12 protein-coding genes are annotated in these 14,932 nt (G+C 72.5%); 3 read left to right on the forward strand and 9 right to left on the reverse strand.

Annotated elements, in window-relative coordinates; all coding sequences use genetic code 11:
• Positions 1-107 precede the first annotated feature (107 nt).
• The 7 genes from ACZ3X1_RS13390 to ACZ3X1_RS13420 form a co-directional block, all read right to left on the reverse strand.
• The gene (locus ACZ3X1_RS13390; RefSeq protein ID WP_467279557.1) at positions 108-2,729 is read right to left on the reverse strand and encodes a SpoIIE family protein phosphatase; all 2,622 of its coding nucleotides are present in this window, start codon (positions 2,727-2,729) and stop codon (positions 108-110) included.
• A 205-nt stretch (positions 2,730-2,934) separates the two neighbouring features.
• Positions 2,935-3,375 carry an ATP-binding protein gene (locus ACZ3X1_RS13395; RefSeq protein WP_467279457.1) on the reverse strand — a complete coding sequence of 147 codons (441 nt, stop codon included), beginning with the start codon at positions 3,373-3,375 and terminating at the stop codon, positions 2,935-2,937.
• A gap of 154 nt (positions 3,376-3,529) precedes the next feature.
• Complete coding sequence (locus ACZ3X1_RS13400; protein WP_356813940.1) at positions 3,530-3,973, reverse strand: (deoxy)nucleoside triphosphate pyrophosphohydrolase; 444 nt, start codon at positions 3,971-3,973, stop codon at positions 3,530-3,532.
• A gap of 40 nt (positions 3,974-4,013) precedes the next feature.
• On the reverse strand, positions 4,014-4,199 hold the full coding sequence (locus ACZ3X1_RS13405) for an SPOR domain-containing protein (protein ID WP_356813939.1): 186 nt from the start codon (positions 4,197-4,199) through the stop codon (positions 4,014-4,016).
• Positions 4,200-4,697: 498 nt separating this feature from the next.
• Complete coding sequence (locus ACZ3X1_RS13410; RefSeq protein ID WP_356813938.1) at positions 4,698-5,450, reverse strand: GntR family transcriptional regulator; 753 nt, start codon at positions 5,448-5,450, stop codon at positions 4,698-4,700.
• A 137-nt stretch (positions 5,451-5,587) separates the two neighbouring features.
• Positions 5,588-6,754, reverse strand: coding sequence for a DUF4190 domain-containing protein (locus ACZ3X1_RS13415; RefSeq protein ID WP_467279468.1), 1,167 nt, complete (start codon positions 6,752-6,754; stop codon positions 5,588-5,590).
• 177 nt (positions 6,755-6,931) lie between these two features.
• Positions 6,932-8,506, reverse strand: coding sequence for a S8 family peptidase (locus ACZ3X1_RS13420; protein ID WP_467279472.1), 1,575 nt, complete (start codon positions 8,504-8,506; stop codon positions 6,932-6,934).
• 198 nt (positions 8,507-8,704) lie between these two features.
• On the opposite strand from ACZ3X1_RS13420, the gene ACZ3X1_RS13425 reads away from it, so the two are divergent.
• From ACZ3X1_RS13425 to ACZ3X1_RS13435, 3 genes are all read left to right on the forward strand, one after another.
• The gene (locus ACZ3X1_RS13425; protein WP_356813934.1) at positions 8,705-9,817 is read left to right on the forward strand and encodes a threonine synthase; all 1,113 of its coding nucleotides are present in this window, start codon (positions 8,705-8,707) and stop codon (positions 9,815-9,817) included.
• 191 nt (positions 9,818-10,008) lie between these two features.
• Positions 10,009-10,833, forward strand: a complete 825-nt coding sequence (locus tag ACZ3X1_RS13430) for an isocitrate lyase/PEP mutase family protein (protein WP_467279478.1) — start codon at positions 10,009-10,011, stop codon at positions 10,831-10,833.
• Between the two features lie 44 nt (positions 10,834-10,877).
• On the forward strand, positions 10,878-11,819 hold the full coding sequence (locus tag ACZ3X1_RS13435) for an EamA family transporter (protein ID WP_467279481.1): 942 nt from the start codon (positions 10,878-10,880) through the stop codon (positions 11,817-11,819).
• 38 nt (positions 11,820-11,857) lie between these two features.
• On the opposite strand, the gene ACZ3X1_RS13440 is transcribed toward ACZ3X1_RS13435, so the two are convergent.
• Positions 11,858-12,649 carry a trypsin-like serine peptidase gene (locus ACZ3X1_RS13440; RefSeq protein ID WP_467279483.1) on the reverse strand — a complete coding sequence of 264 codons (792 nt, stop codon included), beginning with the start codon at positions 12,647-12,649 and terminating at the stop codon, positions 11,858-11,860.
• Entirely contained in the window at positions 12,646-13,728 is a 1,083-nt protein-coding gene (locus tag ACZ3X1_RS13445; protein WP_356813931.1) for an alpha/beta hydrolase, read from the reverse strand. The genes ACZ3X1_RS13440 and ACZ3X1_RS13445 overlap by 4 nt, the downstream gene beginning before the upstream one ends.
• Positions 13,729-14,932: the final 1,204 nt, after the last annotated feature.

Here is a 14,932-nt window from a genome sequence, read left to right on the forward strand (position 1 = left end):
CGCCTTGACGTCCGGGTCCTCCCCGCCACCAACCGCTTCACCGGAACGCCTCCGCCCGCCCCCGGGCCCCGGGTTCCCGGGGCGGGGGCCGGCGGCCGGGCCCGGCGTCAGCCGTACATGTTCAGCAGTTGCTCCGCCGAGAGTTCCGAGACGGCCTCCTCCGCCGCGCCGGGAAGGGGGAGTTCGAACCACACGGTCTTGCCGCGGTGGGTCCGCCGGGTGCCCCACCCGGCGGACAGCATGCCCACCAGCTGGAGGCCCCGGCCGCCCTCGTCGGTGTCGCGGGCACGCCGGCGGCGCGGCTGGACCAGGTTCGCGTCCCACACCTCGCAGACCAGCGTCCGGTCCAGCAGCAGCCTGAGCCGGATCTCGCCCTCGCCGTAGCGCAGGGCGTTGGTGACCAGTTCGCTGACCAGCAGCTCGGTGGTGTCCAGCAGGCCCTCCAGGCCCCAGGCCGGCAGCTTGGCCCGGGCCAGTTCCCGCGCCCGGCCCACCGACCGGGCCTCGCGCGGCAGCTGCCAGTCCCCGACCGCGTCGACGGGCAGCCCCTGCACCCGGGCCATCAGCAGGGCGATGTCGTCCTCGCCGTGCCGGGTGTCCAGGGTGTTGAGCACGTGGTCGCAGACGTCCTCCAGGGGGCGGACCGGGTCGGCGAGCGCGGCGCGCAGGCCGCGCAGGCCCTCCTCCAGCGGATGGTCGCGGGACTCCACGAGTCCGTCGGTGTACAGGGCGAGCAGGGCGCCCTCGGGGAGTTCCACCTCGACCTCCTCGAACGGCTCCCCGCCCACCCCGAGCGGCAGCCCGGGCGGCACCTCCAGCAGCATGGCGGGCAGCGGCTCGCGGTCCTCGCCCGGCGCGGTGTGGTTCGGCGACACCAGGGCCGGCGGCATGTGGCCGGCGTTGGCGATGGTGCAGCGCCGCGTCACCGGGTCGTAGACCGCGTACACGCAGGTGGCCAGGTACACCTCCGAGCGGTCGGCGTCCCGCGAGTGCAGGGCCGCGCGGGAGGCCTGCTGGGAGCCGCCGGGTGCGCCGAGCCCGCGGGCGATCTCGTCGAGCGCGGTCAGCACCTCCGCCGGTTCGAGGTCCAGCAGCGCAAGGGTCCGGACGGCGGTCCGCAGTTCGCCCATGGCGACGGCGGCCCGCAGGCCCCGGCCCATGACGTCGCCGACGACCAGCGCCGTGCGGTGCCCGGGCAGTTCGATGACGTCGAACCAGTCGCCGCCGACCTCCGTGGCCGCGTTGCCCGGCAGGTAGCGGCAGGCGATGTCCAGGCCGGCCGCCTCCGGGTCGCCGGGGGGCAGCAGGCTGCGTTGCAGTATCAGCGCCCGTTCGTGCTCGCGCCGGTACAGCCGCGCGTTGTCGATGCAGACGGCGGCCCGGGCGGCGAGTTCGACGGCCACCGCCCGGTCCCGTTCGCCGAAGGGTTCGCTGCCCTTCGTGCGGGAGAACTGCGCGAGTCCGACCACGGTGTCGTGGGCGACCATCGGTACCACCAGGGTGGACTGCACGAGGTCTTCCGGGCCGCCGCCCTCGATCAGCCGCGGCCGCGCCGTGCGCAGGGCGAGCGCGCCCGGCGAGGCGGCGGGATAGCGGTGGATGTCGCCGACGGCGACCAGGGCGCCGGGCCCGGACAGCGGGGCGTCCGACACGGCGGAGGAGAAGGCCACCCGGCGCAGCGCCGCGGAGGGCGTGCGGGCCGGGCCCTGCCCGGGCAGGCTGGGTACGCCCGGCCCCTGGGGCCGCGCGGGCCGGTCGTCGTCGCCGAGCAGCAGCCCCTGGTAGAGGTCGACGGCGGCGAGGTCGCAGAAGCCGGGGACGGTGACGTCGAGGAGCTCCCGGGCGGTGGTCTCCAGGTCGAGGGAGGTCCCGATGCGGTGCCCGGCCTCGTTGAGCAGGGCGAGATTGCGCCGTACTCCGGCGGCCTCGCGGGCGGCGAGGTGGCGGCGGGTGACGTCCGTGCCGATGCCCGCGACGCCGATGGGGCGGCCGCTGCCGCCGTGCACGCGGTAGAGGTTGATGGACCAGTGGCGGTTCTCCCGGCTGCGGGGGGTGGCTCCGGTGATCCTCAGGTCGGTGACGGCGTCGCCGGTGTCCAGCACCCGGCGCAGGGCATCCGCCATCCGGTCGGCCTCGTGCGGCGGCAGGTAGTCGTGCACGGTGCGACCGCGGTGCTCTTCCGCGCTGCCGCCGAAAACGGTGGCGAAGCGGCGGTTGGCCCGCTGCACGGTGAGGTCCGTGCCGAAGAGCAGGAAGCCGAAGGGAGATTGGCCGAATATGGCCTGTGAAGCGGCAAGGTCGGATTCGATGCGGCGGAGCGCGCGTACATCGACGACGACGCACAGGGCGGCCCGTTCCGCGGTTTCGGTCTGGGTGGGCATCACATAGATCTCGGCCACGCCGTGCGCGCCGTTGCCGCCGGGGATCCTGAAGGGGATCAGGCCGGTCCACTCCTTGCCGTCGAGGATCTCGGCGACCTTGCGGTGGGCGTCCGGGCGCAGTTCGGGCGGCATGAAGGCGTCGACCGGGTCGCGCCCCACCGTCTGGGCGGCCGTCAGCCCGAAGAGTTCCTCGGCGCGCAGGCTCCACTGGTCGATGTACCCGTCGGGCCCGATCGAGAAGGATGCGACCTTTATGTAGTCATATATCGAGCCAGGCGGACTGCTGTGCCACAGGGCGTCGTGCCATGTCTCCCGAGGCACATTGGCCTGATGTGCCTGCGCAGGTATTTCGCTCACGCGACCGTCCCCTCCAGCTCACCGCAACCGGACCGGCCATGACGGCAGTATTCAGCACCACGACCCCGGACGGCACGGCGTTCACGATCACAGCACGGTCTCGATGATTTCGAGCCATGTCGCGCGATCTCCCCCGACCCCCTTTCCGGCCACCGCCGGAAGGGCCGCGGGGGTTCTCCCGCCACCGCTCACCTTGTTACTCACCAGGAAGAGCCAACTCGAACCACACAGTCTTCCCTGTTTTCCCGTGACGCGTTCCCCACCGCTGTGAGGAGACGGCCACGAGGTGCAGTCCGCGGCCCCCCTCGTCCTCGGTGTCGGCCACCCGTTCCCGGGGGGGATCCGGAAGCGGATCGGAGATCTCCACCAGGAGCGCGGGGCCTGCGGCGGGGGTGTCCGCGGGTCCGCCGACGGCCGGACTCCGCCGTATCAGGCGGACGCCGATGGGGCCGGAGGCGTAGCGGAGGGAATTGGTGACGAGCTCGCTGACCAGCAGGACGGTCACGTCGCCGACGGCTTCGAGGCCCCACTCGTGCAGGGTTCCGCGCACGGCGTGGCGGGCGGTGCGGACGGCGCCCGGCTCGGCGGGGAAGGCCCACTCGGCGCTCTCACCGTCTGTGTCGATCACGCCGATCACTTCCCGGGCCAGAAGCGACCCCAGTCCGGTTCGTCTGGGACGAAAAGGGGACGAGATAGGGATTAATAGCGACATACCCGATATTCAGGGCGCCGTACCACTCGCCCCCGAACGCACCGGCGCACTGTGGCGCAGACGGCCTAGACCGCGAACATCACGCGCCGCCGCCCCCGCCGTCGTAGCAACCGCCGCCGCCGTCGGCGCCGTCCGCGCGCAGTCTGCGGCCGGCCTCGGCGACGGCGGGGCGGTCCTGGTCGAGCCAGTCCACCGACTCCAGTTCCTCCGGCCCGAGCCAGCGCAGCTCGTCGTGGTCCTCCAGTGGCGCTGGCACCCCGGAGAGCAGCCGCGCCGTCCACACGTGCAGGACCAACCCGGGCTTCAGCGGCCACTCCCCCGGGATCCGCTCCAGCGGCTCGGTCTCCACGCCGAGTTCCTCGCGCAGTTCGCGCACCAGCGCCTCGGGGACGGACTCACCGGGTTCGGCCTTCCCGCCCGGCAGCTCCCAGCGTCCGGCGAGCTCCGGCGGTGCGCTGCGGCGGGCGGCCAGCAGGCGCCCCTCATGACAAAGGGCTCCGCCCACGACCACTCGTACAGTCATGGGGCGGAGCCTATGCCAGCGCCGCGAGGCGCCGCTCGGCTCAGTTCATCGTGGCGGTCTGGCCGATCCGCTCGACCCAGTAGAGCTGCTTGTGTCCTCGGTCGTCGAGACTCTCGGCGACCTTCTGGGCCTCGGCCCGGGTGGCGTACCGGCCCACCCGGTAGCGGTTGCCGTTGTCGTCCTGACGTATGACCAGCCACGGGAGCAGGGCACCGCTGTCGTTCATCGCGTTTCACCCTCCGCCGACGTATCTGCACGGGAAACCGCATTGCGCATATGCCCGACCTTACGCCCGACCTTTACGGAGCGGATATGGTTTTTCACGAAGAGATACCTGGCAGGCGTACGCATCCGGCCATGCGTACGACTGCGCCGCGCGCGCCGGTACGGACCAGGCGCGCGCGGGCATCGAGAAACGCGACGCGCGCCCCCGGCGGCGCTACGGACGGGTATACCCGCAGGTAGCTTCCGGGGAGCGCGCCGTGCCGGGCGCTGAGGGAGCCCGGGAACAGGGCGGTTCCGGCCGCCGCGAAGGGGTCTCGGGGGCTGCGCGCCGCCGGGCGGGCCTACGGAAGGTGTCCTTCAGGGCGGCCGGGGGCGATCACCATCGCGCCGAAACCCGCCGGGTCCAGGCACCCCGCGGACCGGGCACTCCCTGGGGAGTGCCCGCAAAGTGCGTCGGCCGCCGACGGGCGGGCGCGGCGGCGGGCTTCGCGGGCGCGACCTAGCGCACCGGAAGGTGATAGGAGAGGCGGTAGCGGTCCGCCGGGACGACGACGTCGGCCGTCTCCACCGCGCGGCCGGAGGCGTAGTAGGTGCGGCCGATCACCAGCACCACGTGCCCCGGGACCCCGCCGAGCAGGACGATCTCCTCCGCCAGGCCGGGCCGGGCGCCGACCTCCTCCACCACGTTGTCGACGACGACGTCGATCGCGGCCATCCGGTCGACGACTCCGGAGCCGCCCAGTGGGCCCTCCTCCGGCAGCATCACCGGGGTCCGCCCGGTCACGGCGAGCGGCTCCCAGGAGGTGGAGAGCATCATCGCCTCCCCCGCGTCGCGGAAGACGTAGCGCGTCCGCATCACCCGCTCGCCCGGCTCGATGCCGAGCCGTTTCGCGATCTCCGCGGGCGCGCCCGTCTGTTCGCTGCTCGACTCCCACGTCCCCCGCGCGCCGGAGTCGGCCTGCTCCTGCCGGAACGGCGTCGAGGCGCCGCCCGTGCGGTAGCCGGAGCGGGCCACCCGCCGCGGCACCGGCTGCTCGCGCACGTACGTACCGGACCCGGACCGGCCCTCGACCAGCCCCTCCGCCATGAGGACCTTGCGCGCCTCCAGGGCCACGGTGTCGGAGACCCCGTACTCCTCGCGGATGCGGGCCTGGGACGGGAGCCGGGCGTGCGGGGGCAGAGAACCGTCGACGATCTGACGTCGAAGATCCCCGGCCACGCGAAGATAGGCCGGCTGCTCACCGAAAGTCACTGGCCACTCCCATCAGGTTGACAGACAGCTACACCCTGGCAACCGACGGTTGAAGACCGCAAGCAAGGGCCAGAGTTTCACCCGAAGTGATGAAGCCAGGTCACTCAAACCCGCTACGGCGCGTTACCCCTGCGGCGTCACACCGCCTCGTACGAGGGCCCCCGCCCGGGTCCCTCCTCCGGGTCATCGGTGCTGCCCTCGCTGTCCTCCAGCCACTGCGGGATCTGCGTCGAAAGCCCGTACGCGCCGCGCAGCGCCTTCTCCGTCTCCAGCGACATCGCGGCCACGGCCCGGCCCCACAGCCGGTCGAACTCCGCCTCCGTCCGCGCCCGGGAGGCGCGCTGCCAGGCCGCGCGGGCCACCTCGATCTCCTTGAGCTGCGCGGGGACGGCCCTCTCCAGCCCCGGCCGGGCCGCGTCCTGCTGGAGGACCTTCGCCTCCTCACCGAGCGCCGCGTGCATCTCGCGCGCCCACGCCTGGTGCTTCTGGAGCGCGTCGTCGACGTCCTCCTCGGGCGGCCGGCTCAGGACGAACTCGACGCCGTTGGCCGCCCGCAGGAAGGCCGCCTGCTCGGGCTTGAGCATCCCGGCGTCCCGGCGCAGGCTGCCGCGCCACTCCTCCTCCGTCGTGCCGATCACGCAGAGCAGTGTCCGGTCGCCCTGGCGCCAGGACTCCTGCGAGGGCGCGAAGTAGAACATCTCCGCGAACTCGGGCAGGGCCCAGGTGTCCATCGCGTACTCGTCCTGGGCCTTCCAACAGGCGTCCTCCGCCGCCCGGTCCGCCTCGGTCGAGTCGGGGTCCGCGGCGCCCACCGTCCTCGACGCGGTGACCTCGCCGTGGTGCACCCGGGAGCAGTCAACCGCGTACGTGAGGGGCCGCTCGTCGAAGAGGTCCCCGCCCGGGACGTTGAAGCAGTCGCCCGCCTTCAGGTCGTCGATGTCCTTGAGTTCGCCCTCGACTTCGGTGTACTGGCTCAGCCCGTCGAGCCGGCCGCCGACCGCCTCCGTGAAGCGGCCGACGGCGAAGACCATCGCTCCGGTCATCACGACGGACACCACGAGCCCGGTGATCGCCAGGACCTTGCCCCGGTCGCCCTTCTTCGCAATCTGCACGAGGGCCGCGATGCCGAAGGCGATGCCGAGCGGCGGGAAGCACAGGAGTCCGGCCAGGAGCGAGGCGAGGGCGAACCCGTTGAGCGCCGGCGGCTGCGGCCCGTGGCCGAGCGGCGGTCCCCATCCCGGCTGCGGTGTCGGCGGGGGCCAGGAGTGGCCCGGTCCGGGAGGAGGACTCGGCGGGATGCTCACGGGGTCGTACTCCATCGCAGGTGGCAGAGGGCGTCGCGGGTGTTGGGGCATCGCGGGGCGCCGGGAGGCACCACGGGGGGCGCGAACGGATGCGCGAATAGTACGCAGCGGGGGCGACCGCCACTCGGTCGCCCCCGCTGTTTCCTCACGTCCCGGTCACTGCCTCCGGCCCGCTCCTCAGAACTGGAGCGCCCAGGAGTCGATCTTGCCGGTGTCGCCGGTGGCGTTGTCGTTCACGCGGAGCTTCCACGTGCCGTTCGGCGCCGCCTCGGAGGAGGCGTTCACGGTGAAGGTCCTGACGATGTTGTCGGCGTCGCCGCCCGAGCGGTTGTGCAGGGTGTAGACGGAGCCGTCGGGCGCGACCAGGTCGACCTTCAGGTCACCGATGTAGGTGTGCTTGATGTCGAGCGGGACCTTCAGCGTCGTCGGGGCGTTGCCGACGACTCCGCTCACGGCGATCGAGGACTCGGCGGTCGCGTTGTCGATGATCGCGTGGTCCGCGGTGTTCTCGAAGCGCTTGCCCGGCGGGACGGGACCCAGGGCCGTGACGTACAGCAGGCGGTTCGGCGAACCGGTGCCGGGGCCGGTCACCTTGTCCGGGGTGGCGGATCCGATCAGCGCGGTGGCCACCTGGGCCGGGGTGCTGGACGGGTTCTGCGAGAGGTAGACGGCGGCCGCGCCCGCGACGTGCGGCGTGGCCATCGAGGTCCCGTTGATGGTGTTGGCCGCGTTGTCGCCGGTGCCCCACGCGGAGGTGATGGCGGAGCCCGGCGCGAAGATGTCCAGGCTGGGGCCGTAGTTGGAGTAGCTCGCCTTGGCGTCGGTGCTGGTCGTGGCGCCGACGGTGATGGCCTCGGCGACGCGCGCCGGGGACTTGGTGGACGCGTTGGCCGACTCGTTGCCCGCGGCCACGGCGTAGGTGATGCCGGAGGCTATGGAGTTGCGGACGGCCGTGTCGAGCGCGGAGTCGGCGCCTCCGCCGAGCGACATGTTGGCGACGGCCGGCTTGACGGCGTTGCGCGTCACCCAGTCGATGCCCGCGACGACCTGGGCGGTCGTGCCGGAGCCGTTGTTGTCCAGGACGCGGACGCCGACGACCTTGGCCTTCTTGGCCACGCCGTACGCCCCGCCCGCGACGGTGCCGGCGACGTGCGTGCCGTGGCCGTGGCCGTCCTGCGCGGTGTAGTCGTTGTCGATCGCGTCGTAGCCGTACGAGGCACGGCCGCCGAAGTCCTGGTGCGTGATGCGGACACCGGTGTCGATGACGTACGCGGTGACGCCCTCGCCGGCCTTGTCCGGGTAGGTGTAGCTCTGGTTCAGCGGCAGCGACCGCTGGTCGGCGCGGTCCAGGCCCCAGGACGGCGGGGCGGGCTGGGTGGCGCTGACGGTGAAGGTGCGGTTCTGCACGACCGACTCGACCGCCGGGTCGGCGGCGAGCTTCTCGGCCTGGGCCTGGGAGACCTCGACGGCGTAGCCGTTGAGGGCCGCGCTGTAGGTCCGTTCGATCTTCGCGCCGTACTTCTTGGCGACGAGCTTGCCGCTCGCGCTGGTCGAGCGGGGCGCGGTGTCCTTCAGGGTCACGATGTAGCTGTTGGGCACGGACCCCGGGGCCCCGGCGTTCTGGACCACGCCGCGCGCATCGCTGCCGACGGCCGCGGCGGGCAGTGCGGCGGCCGCGCCGAGCGCGAGGGCCACGACCGCGGTCGCGCTGATGCCGGCGATCTTCCGGCGCGTATGACGCATCACTGGCATGTGACGGGTCCTCCTCCTAGGTGGTGCACTGCAGGGGGCAGCGGGGCCGCGCACAAGCGTGACCATGACAACGCAGATGGCCCAACGGGCTGCCGCCTCCGAAAGGTTGACCCACCCCCGGCGCGACCCTGTGGAGGACGACGAACGCGTAACATCCGTGCCACACGACGGCCATGCCCGAGCAAAGGCGCTCCGCACATGACGCACGCACCCCCCGGTTACGTCTGCTCCGAGGACGGTACACGCGCGGACGTCCGGACCGCGCCTTGGGGGTGCCCTCTGTGCGGAGGTCCCTGGGACCTCGATTTCACGCCGGACCCGGACGCGGCGCTCGAACCGTCCGCCGGACCGAATTCCCTGTGGCGGTACGGGCCGGTGCTGCCGCTACCGGGGGCGTTCTCCGTCTCCCTGGCGGAGGGTCACACTCCGCTGATCCCGCTGGGGGAGCGGATCCACGCCAAGCTCGACTACCTGATGCCGACGCTGTCCTTCAAGGACCGGGGCGCCGTGATGCTCGTCGAGCTCGCCCGGCGGCTGGCGCCGCAGCGCGTCGTGGCGGACAGCAGCGGCAACGCGGGGACGTCGGTGGCGGCGTACTGCGCACGGGCCGGACTCGACTGCGAAATCTTCGTACCCGAGGGGACGTCGGAGAAGAAGACCGAACAGATGCGGGCGCACGGGGCGGTCGTCCGCGTGATCCCGGGCGGCCGCGAGGCCGCGGCGCTGGCCGCCCGCAAGCAGGCGGACGCCCCCGGGGTCTTCTACGCGAGCCACGTGTTCAACCCGTACTTCCTGCACGGGACGAAGACCTACGTGTACGAGGTGTGGGAGGAGATGGGGCGGCGGCTGCCGGAGGCGCTGGTGGTGCCGGTCGGCAACGGCACCCTGCTGCTCGGTGCCGCGCTGGCGACGCAGGAACTCGCCCGGCGCGGGGTACGGCCCCCCGCCCTGATCGCGGTCCAGTCGGAGGCGGTGGCCCCGCTGGCGGAGGCGTTCGCGGCGGGCGCGGAGGATGCCGCTCCGGTGGAACAGCGGCCGACCCTGGCCGAGGGGATCGCGATCCCCGCGCCGCCGCGCGCCCGCCAGATCCTGGCCGCGGTCCGGGCGTCGGGCGGCACCTTCGTGACGGTCCCGGACGCCCGCCTGCGCGAGGCCCAGCGCGACCTGGCCCGACGCGGCCTCTTCGTCGAACCGACGGCCGCGGCCTGCTGGGCGGCGGTCTCCCCCACCTCCCCGACCGACCCCTTGCAGGGCCGCACGGCAGTGATCCCGCTCTGCGGCGCGGGCGCGAAGACGGGCCTGGCCCCGTAATTCCCTTCAGCCCCGCCGCACCCTCCAGCTCCGCCGGCGTTTGAGGCGCGGGGGCTCGGGGGCAGCGCCCCCGCAACGGTGCCGCACCGGCGACACACCGCCGGGAGGCGAACGGCAAGGCCCGCGCCGCGTCAACGCCGAGGTCGGAAATCCGCGAGCCCCCGCCCCACCCCGTCTGCTCAACTGGCCCCATGAACACCCGCACCCAGACCGGCCTCGCCGCCAAGGCCACCGCCTTCACCGCGCTGCACACCCCCTCCGCCCCCCTCGCCCTCGCGAACGCCTGGGACGTCGCCAGCGCCCGCATCGTGGAGGCGACCGGCGCCCCCGCCGTCGCCACCACCAGCGCAGGCGCCGCCTGGTCCCTCGGCTCCCCCGACGGCGACGCCCTCGCCCGCGACCGCGCCCTCGATCTGATCGCCCGCGTGAGCGCCGCCGTGTCCGTTCCGGTCACCGCCGACATCGAGGGCGGCTTCGGCGCCGACCCGGCCGCCGTCGGCGAGACCGTCGCCGGTGTCATCGCCGCCGGCGCGGTCGGTATCAACATCGAGGACGGCACCCGCGACCCCGCCGAACAGGCCGAGCGCCTGGCCGCCGCGCGCGCCGCCGCCGACTCCGCGGGGGTCCCGCTCTACATCAACGCCCGCGTCGACACCTACCTCAAGGGCCTGGGCGAGCCCTCCACCCGCCTCGACGAGACGCTCGCCCGCGCCACCGCCTACCTCCGGGCCGGAGCCAGCGGCGTCTTCGTGCCCGGCGTCCTCGACCCGGCCACCGTGGCCGAGCTGGCCAAGGGCATCGACGCCCCCCTCAACATCCTCCTCGGCCCCGACGCCCCGACCGTCGCCGCCTGCGGCGCGCTCGGCGTCTCCCGCGTCAGCCTCGGCTCCTGGGTGGCCGAGGCCGCGTACGCCGTGGTCCGCCGCGCCGCCGAGGAACTGGCCACCGGCGGGACGTACGGGGCGCTCGCGCACTCGCTCCCGTACGGCGAGTTGAACGACCTGCTCAAGGGCTGAGAAACCCAGATGTCTGCATGGGCCAACGACCATAGGATCCGGGCATGAGCACCTCATCCCCCGTGGACGGCAAGCCCCCGGTCACCCCGCACGCCAGGATCACCGGCGCGGTCTGGACCGCACTGGCCGTCGTCTACGTCGTGTGGGGCTCGACCTACCTCGGCATCCGGATCGTCGTCGAGACGATGCCGCCCTTCCTCTCCGCCGGAGCCCGATTCATCACCGCCGGAGTACTGCTGGCCGCCGTGGTCGCCTGGCGCTACGGGACGGCCGCACTCCGGGCCACCCGCGCGCAGCTCGGCTCGGCGGTCCTGGTCGGCCTGCTGCTGATCCTCGGCGGCAACGGCCTGGTCGTGCTCGCCGAGACCTCCGTGCCGTCCGGGCTGGCGGCGCTACTGGTGGCTGCGGTGCCCATGTGGGTGGTGGTGCTGCGCACTGCCACCGGCGACCGGCCACCGGCCCGCACCCTGGTCGGGGTCCTCGTCGGCCTCGCCGGTCTGGCGGTACTGACCAGTCCCGGGCTCAGCGGCGCCGTACGGCTGTCGGGGGTGCTCCTGGTGGTGGTGGCTTCGGTGCTGTGGTCGCTGGGCTCCTTCTCCGCCTCGAAGCTGTCGCTGCCGGGCAACCCCTTCACGGGCAGCGCCTACCAGATGCTCGCCGGCGGGATCGCGGGCGTGGTCGTCGGCCTGCTGCGCGGCGAACACCGCGGTCTGGACCCGGCGGCCTTCTCCACCGCCTCCTGGCTGGCCCTGGGCTACCTGGTCCTCTTCGGCTCGCTCGTCGCCTTCACCGCCTACGTGTGGCTCCTGCAGGCCGCGCCGCTGTCCCTGGTGGCCACGTACGCGTACGTCAATCCGGTCGTCGCCGTCGCGCTCGGCTGGCTCATCCTCGACGAGGCCCTGACCTGGCCGATCGTCGTCGGCGGCGCGGTGGTCGTGGCCGCGGTGGTCGTGATCGTCAGCACGGAGCGCAGGAAGAAGCAGTAGCAGCACCGGGCAGGCGGGGGGGCGGGGAACCAGGGCGCTCAGCCCCGCGCGGCCCGCTCGTACAGCGCCTTCGCACGCTCGTCGAACAGCGCGGCCGTGGAGTCCACGTCGGTGTCCCCGCCGCTCAGCACCCCGATGAGGTGCCCGGCGGGGTCCGGGCCGCCCCGGTCGGCGATCCAGGGGCTGCCGCTGGTGCCCGTCCAGAAGCCCGCGCAGCTCATGTAGAGCATGTCGGGGTCCTCCTCGTCGTGGCGGGTCTGCGTGGTGCAGGAGACGGGCCTGTTCTGCGGGTTGTGCTCGGACTCCGGGTAGCCGACGACGGTGACGTCCCGTTCGTAGCCGGAGGTCCATTCGGGCCTGGGGGCCTCGGCTCGGCCGCCGACGGCCTCCTGGACGCTGCGCCCGTCCTCGTCCGGCGCGATGGTGAGGAAGGCGAAGTCGGCGGTGTCCTCGCCCCACTTGGCCCAGCGGTCGTCGACGTGGATCGCCTTGACCTTCCACACGCCCAGGGGCTGGGTGCCGTCGCCCTCGCCGGAGAACGCCGGAGCGAAGGAGAGCTCGCCGATGGCCAGGCCGTCGTGGGCGACCTCACCGGGCTGCCCGTCCTCGCCGGCGGGGGCGACGCAGTGCGCGGCGGTGGCGACGACGTTGCCCTTCGGGCTGTCGACGACGCTCGCCGTGCACCAGTGCTCGCCACCCGCCATGAGTACTCCGACGGTGGGGAAGGGGAGCACCGGCCGGTCGCCGGGGGCCTTCATGAAGGCCATGGCGCACACCGCCGCGATGCCAGCGGCGACAGCCGCCGATGCCCCCTTCACCACCGTGCTCATCTCACGCCGGGAGCGGGTGTCGGTCCCTTCATCACCTTGCTGATCCACTCCAGAGAGCCCTCCCTCATGCCGCGCACGTACGACTTTCCGTTGTGCTCACCATCCTGGATCACCTGGAGCGAGGTGTGCACGGGGCCCTTGCCGTACTCCTTCATGAACTTCTCGGCCTGCTCGCGGCCGGTCTCCTTGGTCCCGATCTGGAAGTTGACGTAGACGTCGGGACCGCCCGCGTCGATCAGCTTCGCGGCGAGCTTCTCGGGGTTGTTCTCGTCCATGGCCTGCGTGTTCCCGTTCCAGAGCGGGGAGTCGGGGACGATGTCGGTCCCGCTGGCGATGACCGCCTTGAACCGGTCGGGGTACTTCAGGAGCTGCTTGAAGCCGTTGAATCCGCCGGCCGACGAGCCCATGAAGGCCCACCCGTCGCGGGAGGTGAAGGTCCGGAAATTGGCCTTGGCGAAATCGGGGACGTCATCGGCCATCCAGGTGCCCATCTTGGGCTGGCCGGGGATGTCCGATCCGTCGAAGTGGTGCTTGGTGTCCGCGTTGGTCACCGGCATGATCAGGATGAAGGGCAGGCTCTTGCCCGACTTGGCGCCGTCACTGACCGCCTGCTGGAGGCCGAGGCCGGGCCCCGTGCCCCAGTAGTTCGTGGGGTAGCCGCGGCCGCCGGGCAGGGCGATCAGGACCGGGAAGCCGCTCTGGGCGTACTTCGGGTCGTCGTACTCCTTCGGCACCCACACCCACACGTCGCCCGTGAAGCCGGACTTCTTGCCGGTGAGGGTGGTCTTGCCGATCTGGGTGCCGTCGGGCAGGCGGCTGGTCCGGACGAACGAGGCCGCCGGGCCGGTGGGCATGAGCACCTCGGGCAGGGCTTCGGAAGCGGTGACCGTCTTCTCCTGGACCTTGCCGAAGGCAACCGGATCCCCTATGTCCGAGAAGAGGCCGAATTTGTACGCTGCCGCGCCACCCCCGGCGAGGGCGAGCGCGAGACCGCCGCTGATCAGAAGCAGGCGCAGGCGGTGGGGGCGACGGCGGCCCGCGGTCATGGGGCTGCCGTCGCCTTGCTGGTCATGCTGCACGGTTGTTGTCCCGTTCCTTCTCCGGCGCTCACCTCGGAGCGCGGGCCGGACCGATCGGTCCCCCTTACACCCTTTACAGAGGTGTGAACGACGGCGCGGGTTGCCTGGGACGGGAGTGACGTGGCGAGCACCACGCGGGGGGGCGGGGGCGGCGCGGCGGCGGGGCGGCGGCCGGGGGGCGTCGGGGGGGCGTCGGGGGGGAGACGCCGGAGCGGGAACGGAGGGCAGGGCGGCGACGGGGGGGCGGGAGACGCCGGAGCGGGAACGGAGGACAGGGCGGCGACGGGGGCGGGGGGCGGGGGGCGGGGGACGCTCGAACGGAATCGAAAGAGCGGGGGCGGCTTCGGGAGGGCGGGAGCCGCTCGGGCGGTGTCAGGGTTGTGCTGGGGGTTTCCCGTCAGTCCCATCGTCTCTCCGTGTCGGGCCGGCCCGTCAAGGGCGCTCGTTCCTCGCGTCGCTTCGCGATGTCGCTGCGCTCCACCCTTGACCGACCGTCCCGCCACGGAAATCCGAAAGACTGCCGGGAAGCCCCCAGAGGAACGGGCCGGGACCAGTTTTCAGGGACGGGGCGTCGGATGCGTCCGGGCGGAGCCCGGTGCGCGTCAAATCGCTACGCGCTCCCGCCGGACGGCGCCTGCGAGCCCCGTGGGCTGGGCATAAGCCGCCACCAATCGCTACACGCTCCTGCCAGACGGCGTCCGCGAGCCCCTTGCGGCTGGACATAAGCCGCCCCAAATCGCTACGCGCTCCTGCCAGACGGCGTCCGCAAGCCCATTGTGGCTGGACATAAGCCGCCCCAAATCGCTACGCGCTCCTGCGAGACGGCGTCCGCGAGCCCCTTGGGCTGGACATAAGCCGCCACCAATCGCTACGCGCTCCTGCGAGACGGCGTCAGCGAGCCCTTCGGGCTGGGCATAAGCCGCCACCAACCGCTACTCGCTTCTCGATCAGGCGTCTGCGATCCGTCTGGGGCTGGTCGCGGGCCGCAGAAACCTTCCTTCGCTCTTCATGGAGGGCGTCCGGCCCCCTGTGTGGGGTGGAAAGGCGTCAGATGACGGCTGGAGCGATGCCAATCCATGTCTGGGCGGGTGTGTGCCTCGAAGAGCCGCCAATTCGCCCCAATTGCCCCTGTCTGTACCGACGGCTGGGATCCCATGGTGGTCTTGATGGGGGTTGGGTTCGGCTGAGCCGATGGATCGCCCTT

This window comes from Streptomyces sp. NPDC023541 (assembly GCF_055559995.1).

Bases quoted from the DNA above. Each gene is read 5' to 3' on its own strand.
- ACZ3X1_RS13425 (WP_356813934.1), top strand. From the start codon at position 8,705: ATGACGCACGCACCCCCCGGTTACGTCTGCTCCGAGGACGGTACACGC.
- ACZ3X1_RS13435 (WP_467279481.1), top strand. From the start codon at position 10,878: ATGAGCACCTCATCCCCCGTGGACGGCAAGCCCCCGGTCACCCCGCAC.
- ACZ3X1_RS13430 (WP_467279478.1), top strand. From the start codon at position 10,009: ATGAACACCCGCACCCAGACCGGCCTCGCCGCCAAGGCCACCGCCTTC.
- ACZ3X1_RS13420 (WP_467279472.1), bottom strand. From the start codon at position 8,506: ATGCCAGTGATGCGTCATACGCGCCGGAAGATCGCCGGCATCAGCGCG.
- ACZ3X1_RS13405 (WP_356813939.1), bottom strand. From the start codon at position 4,199: ATGAACGACAGCGGTGCCCTGCTCCCGTGGCTGGTCATACGTCAGGAC.
- ACZ3X1_RS13400 (WP_356813940.1), bottom strand. From the start codon at position 3,973: ATGACTGTACGAGTGGTCGTGGGCGGAGCCCTTTGTCATGAGGGGCGC.
- ACZ3X1_RS13440 (WP_467279483.1), bottom strand. From the start codon at position 12,649: ATGAGCACGGTGGTGAAGGGGGCATCGGCGGCTGTCGCCGCTGGCATC.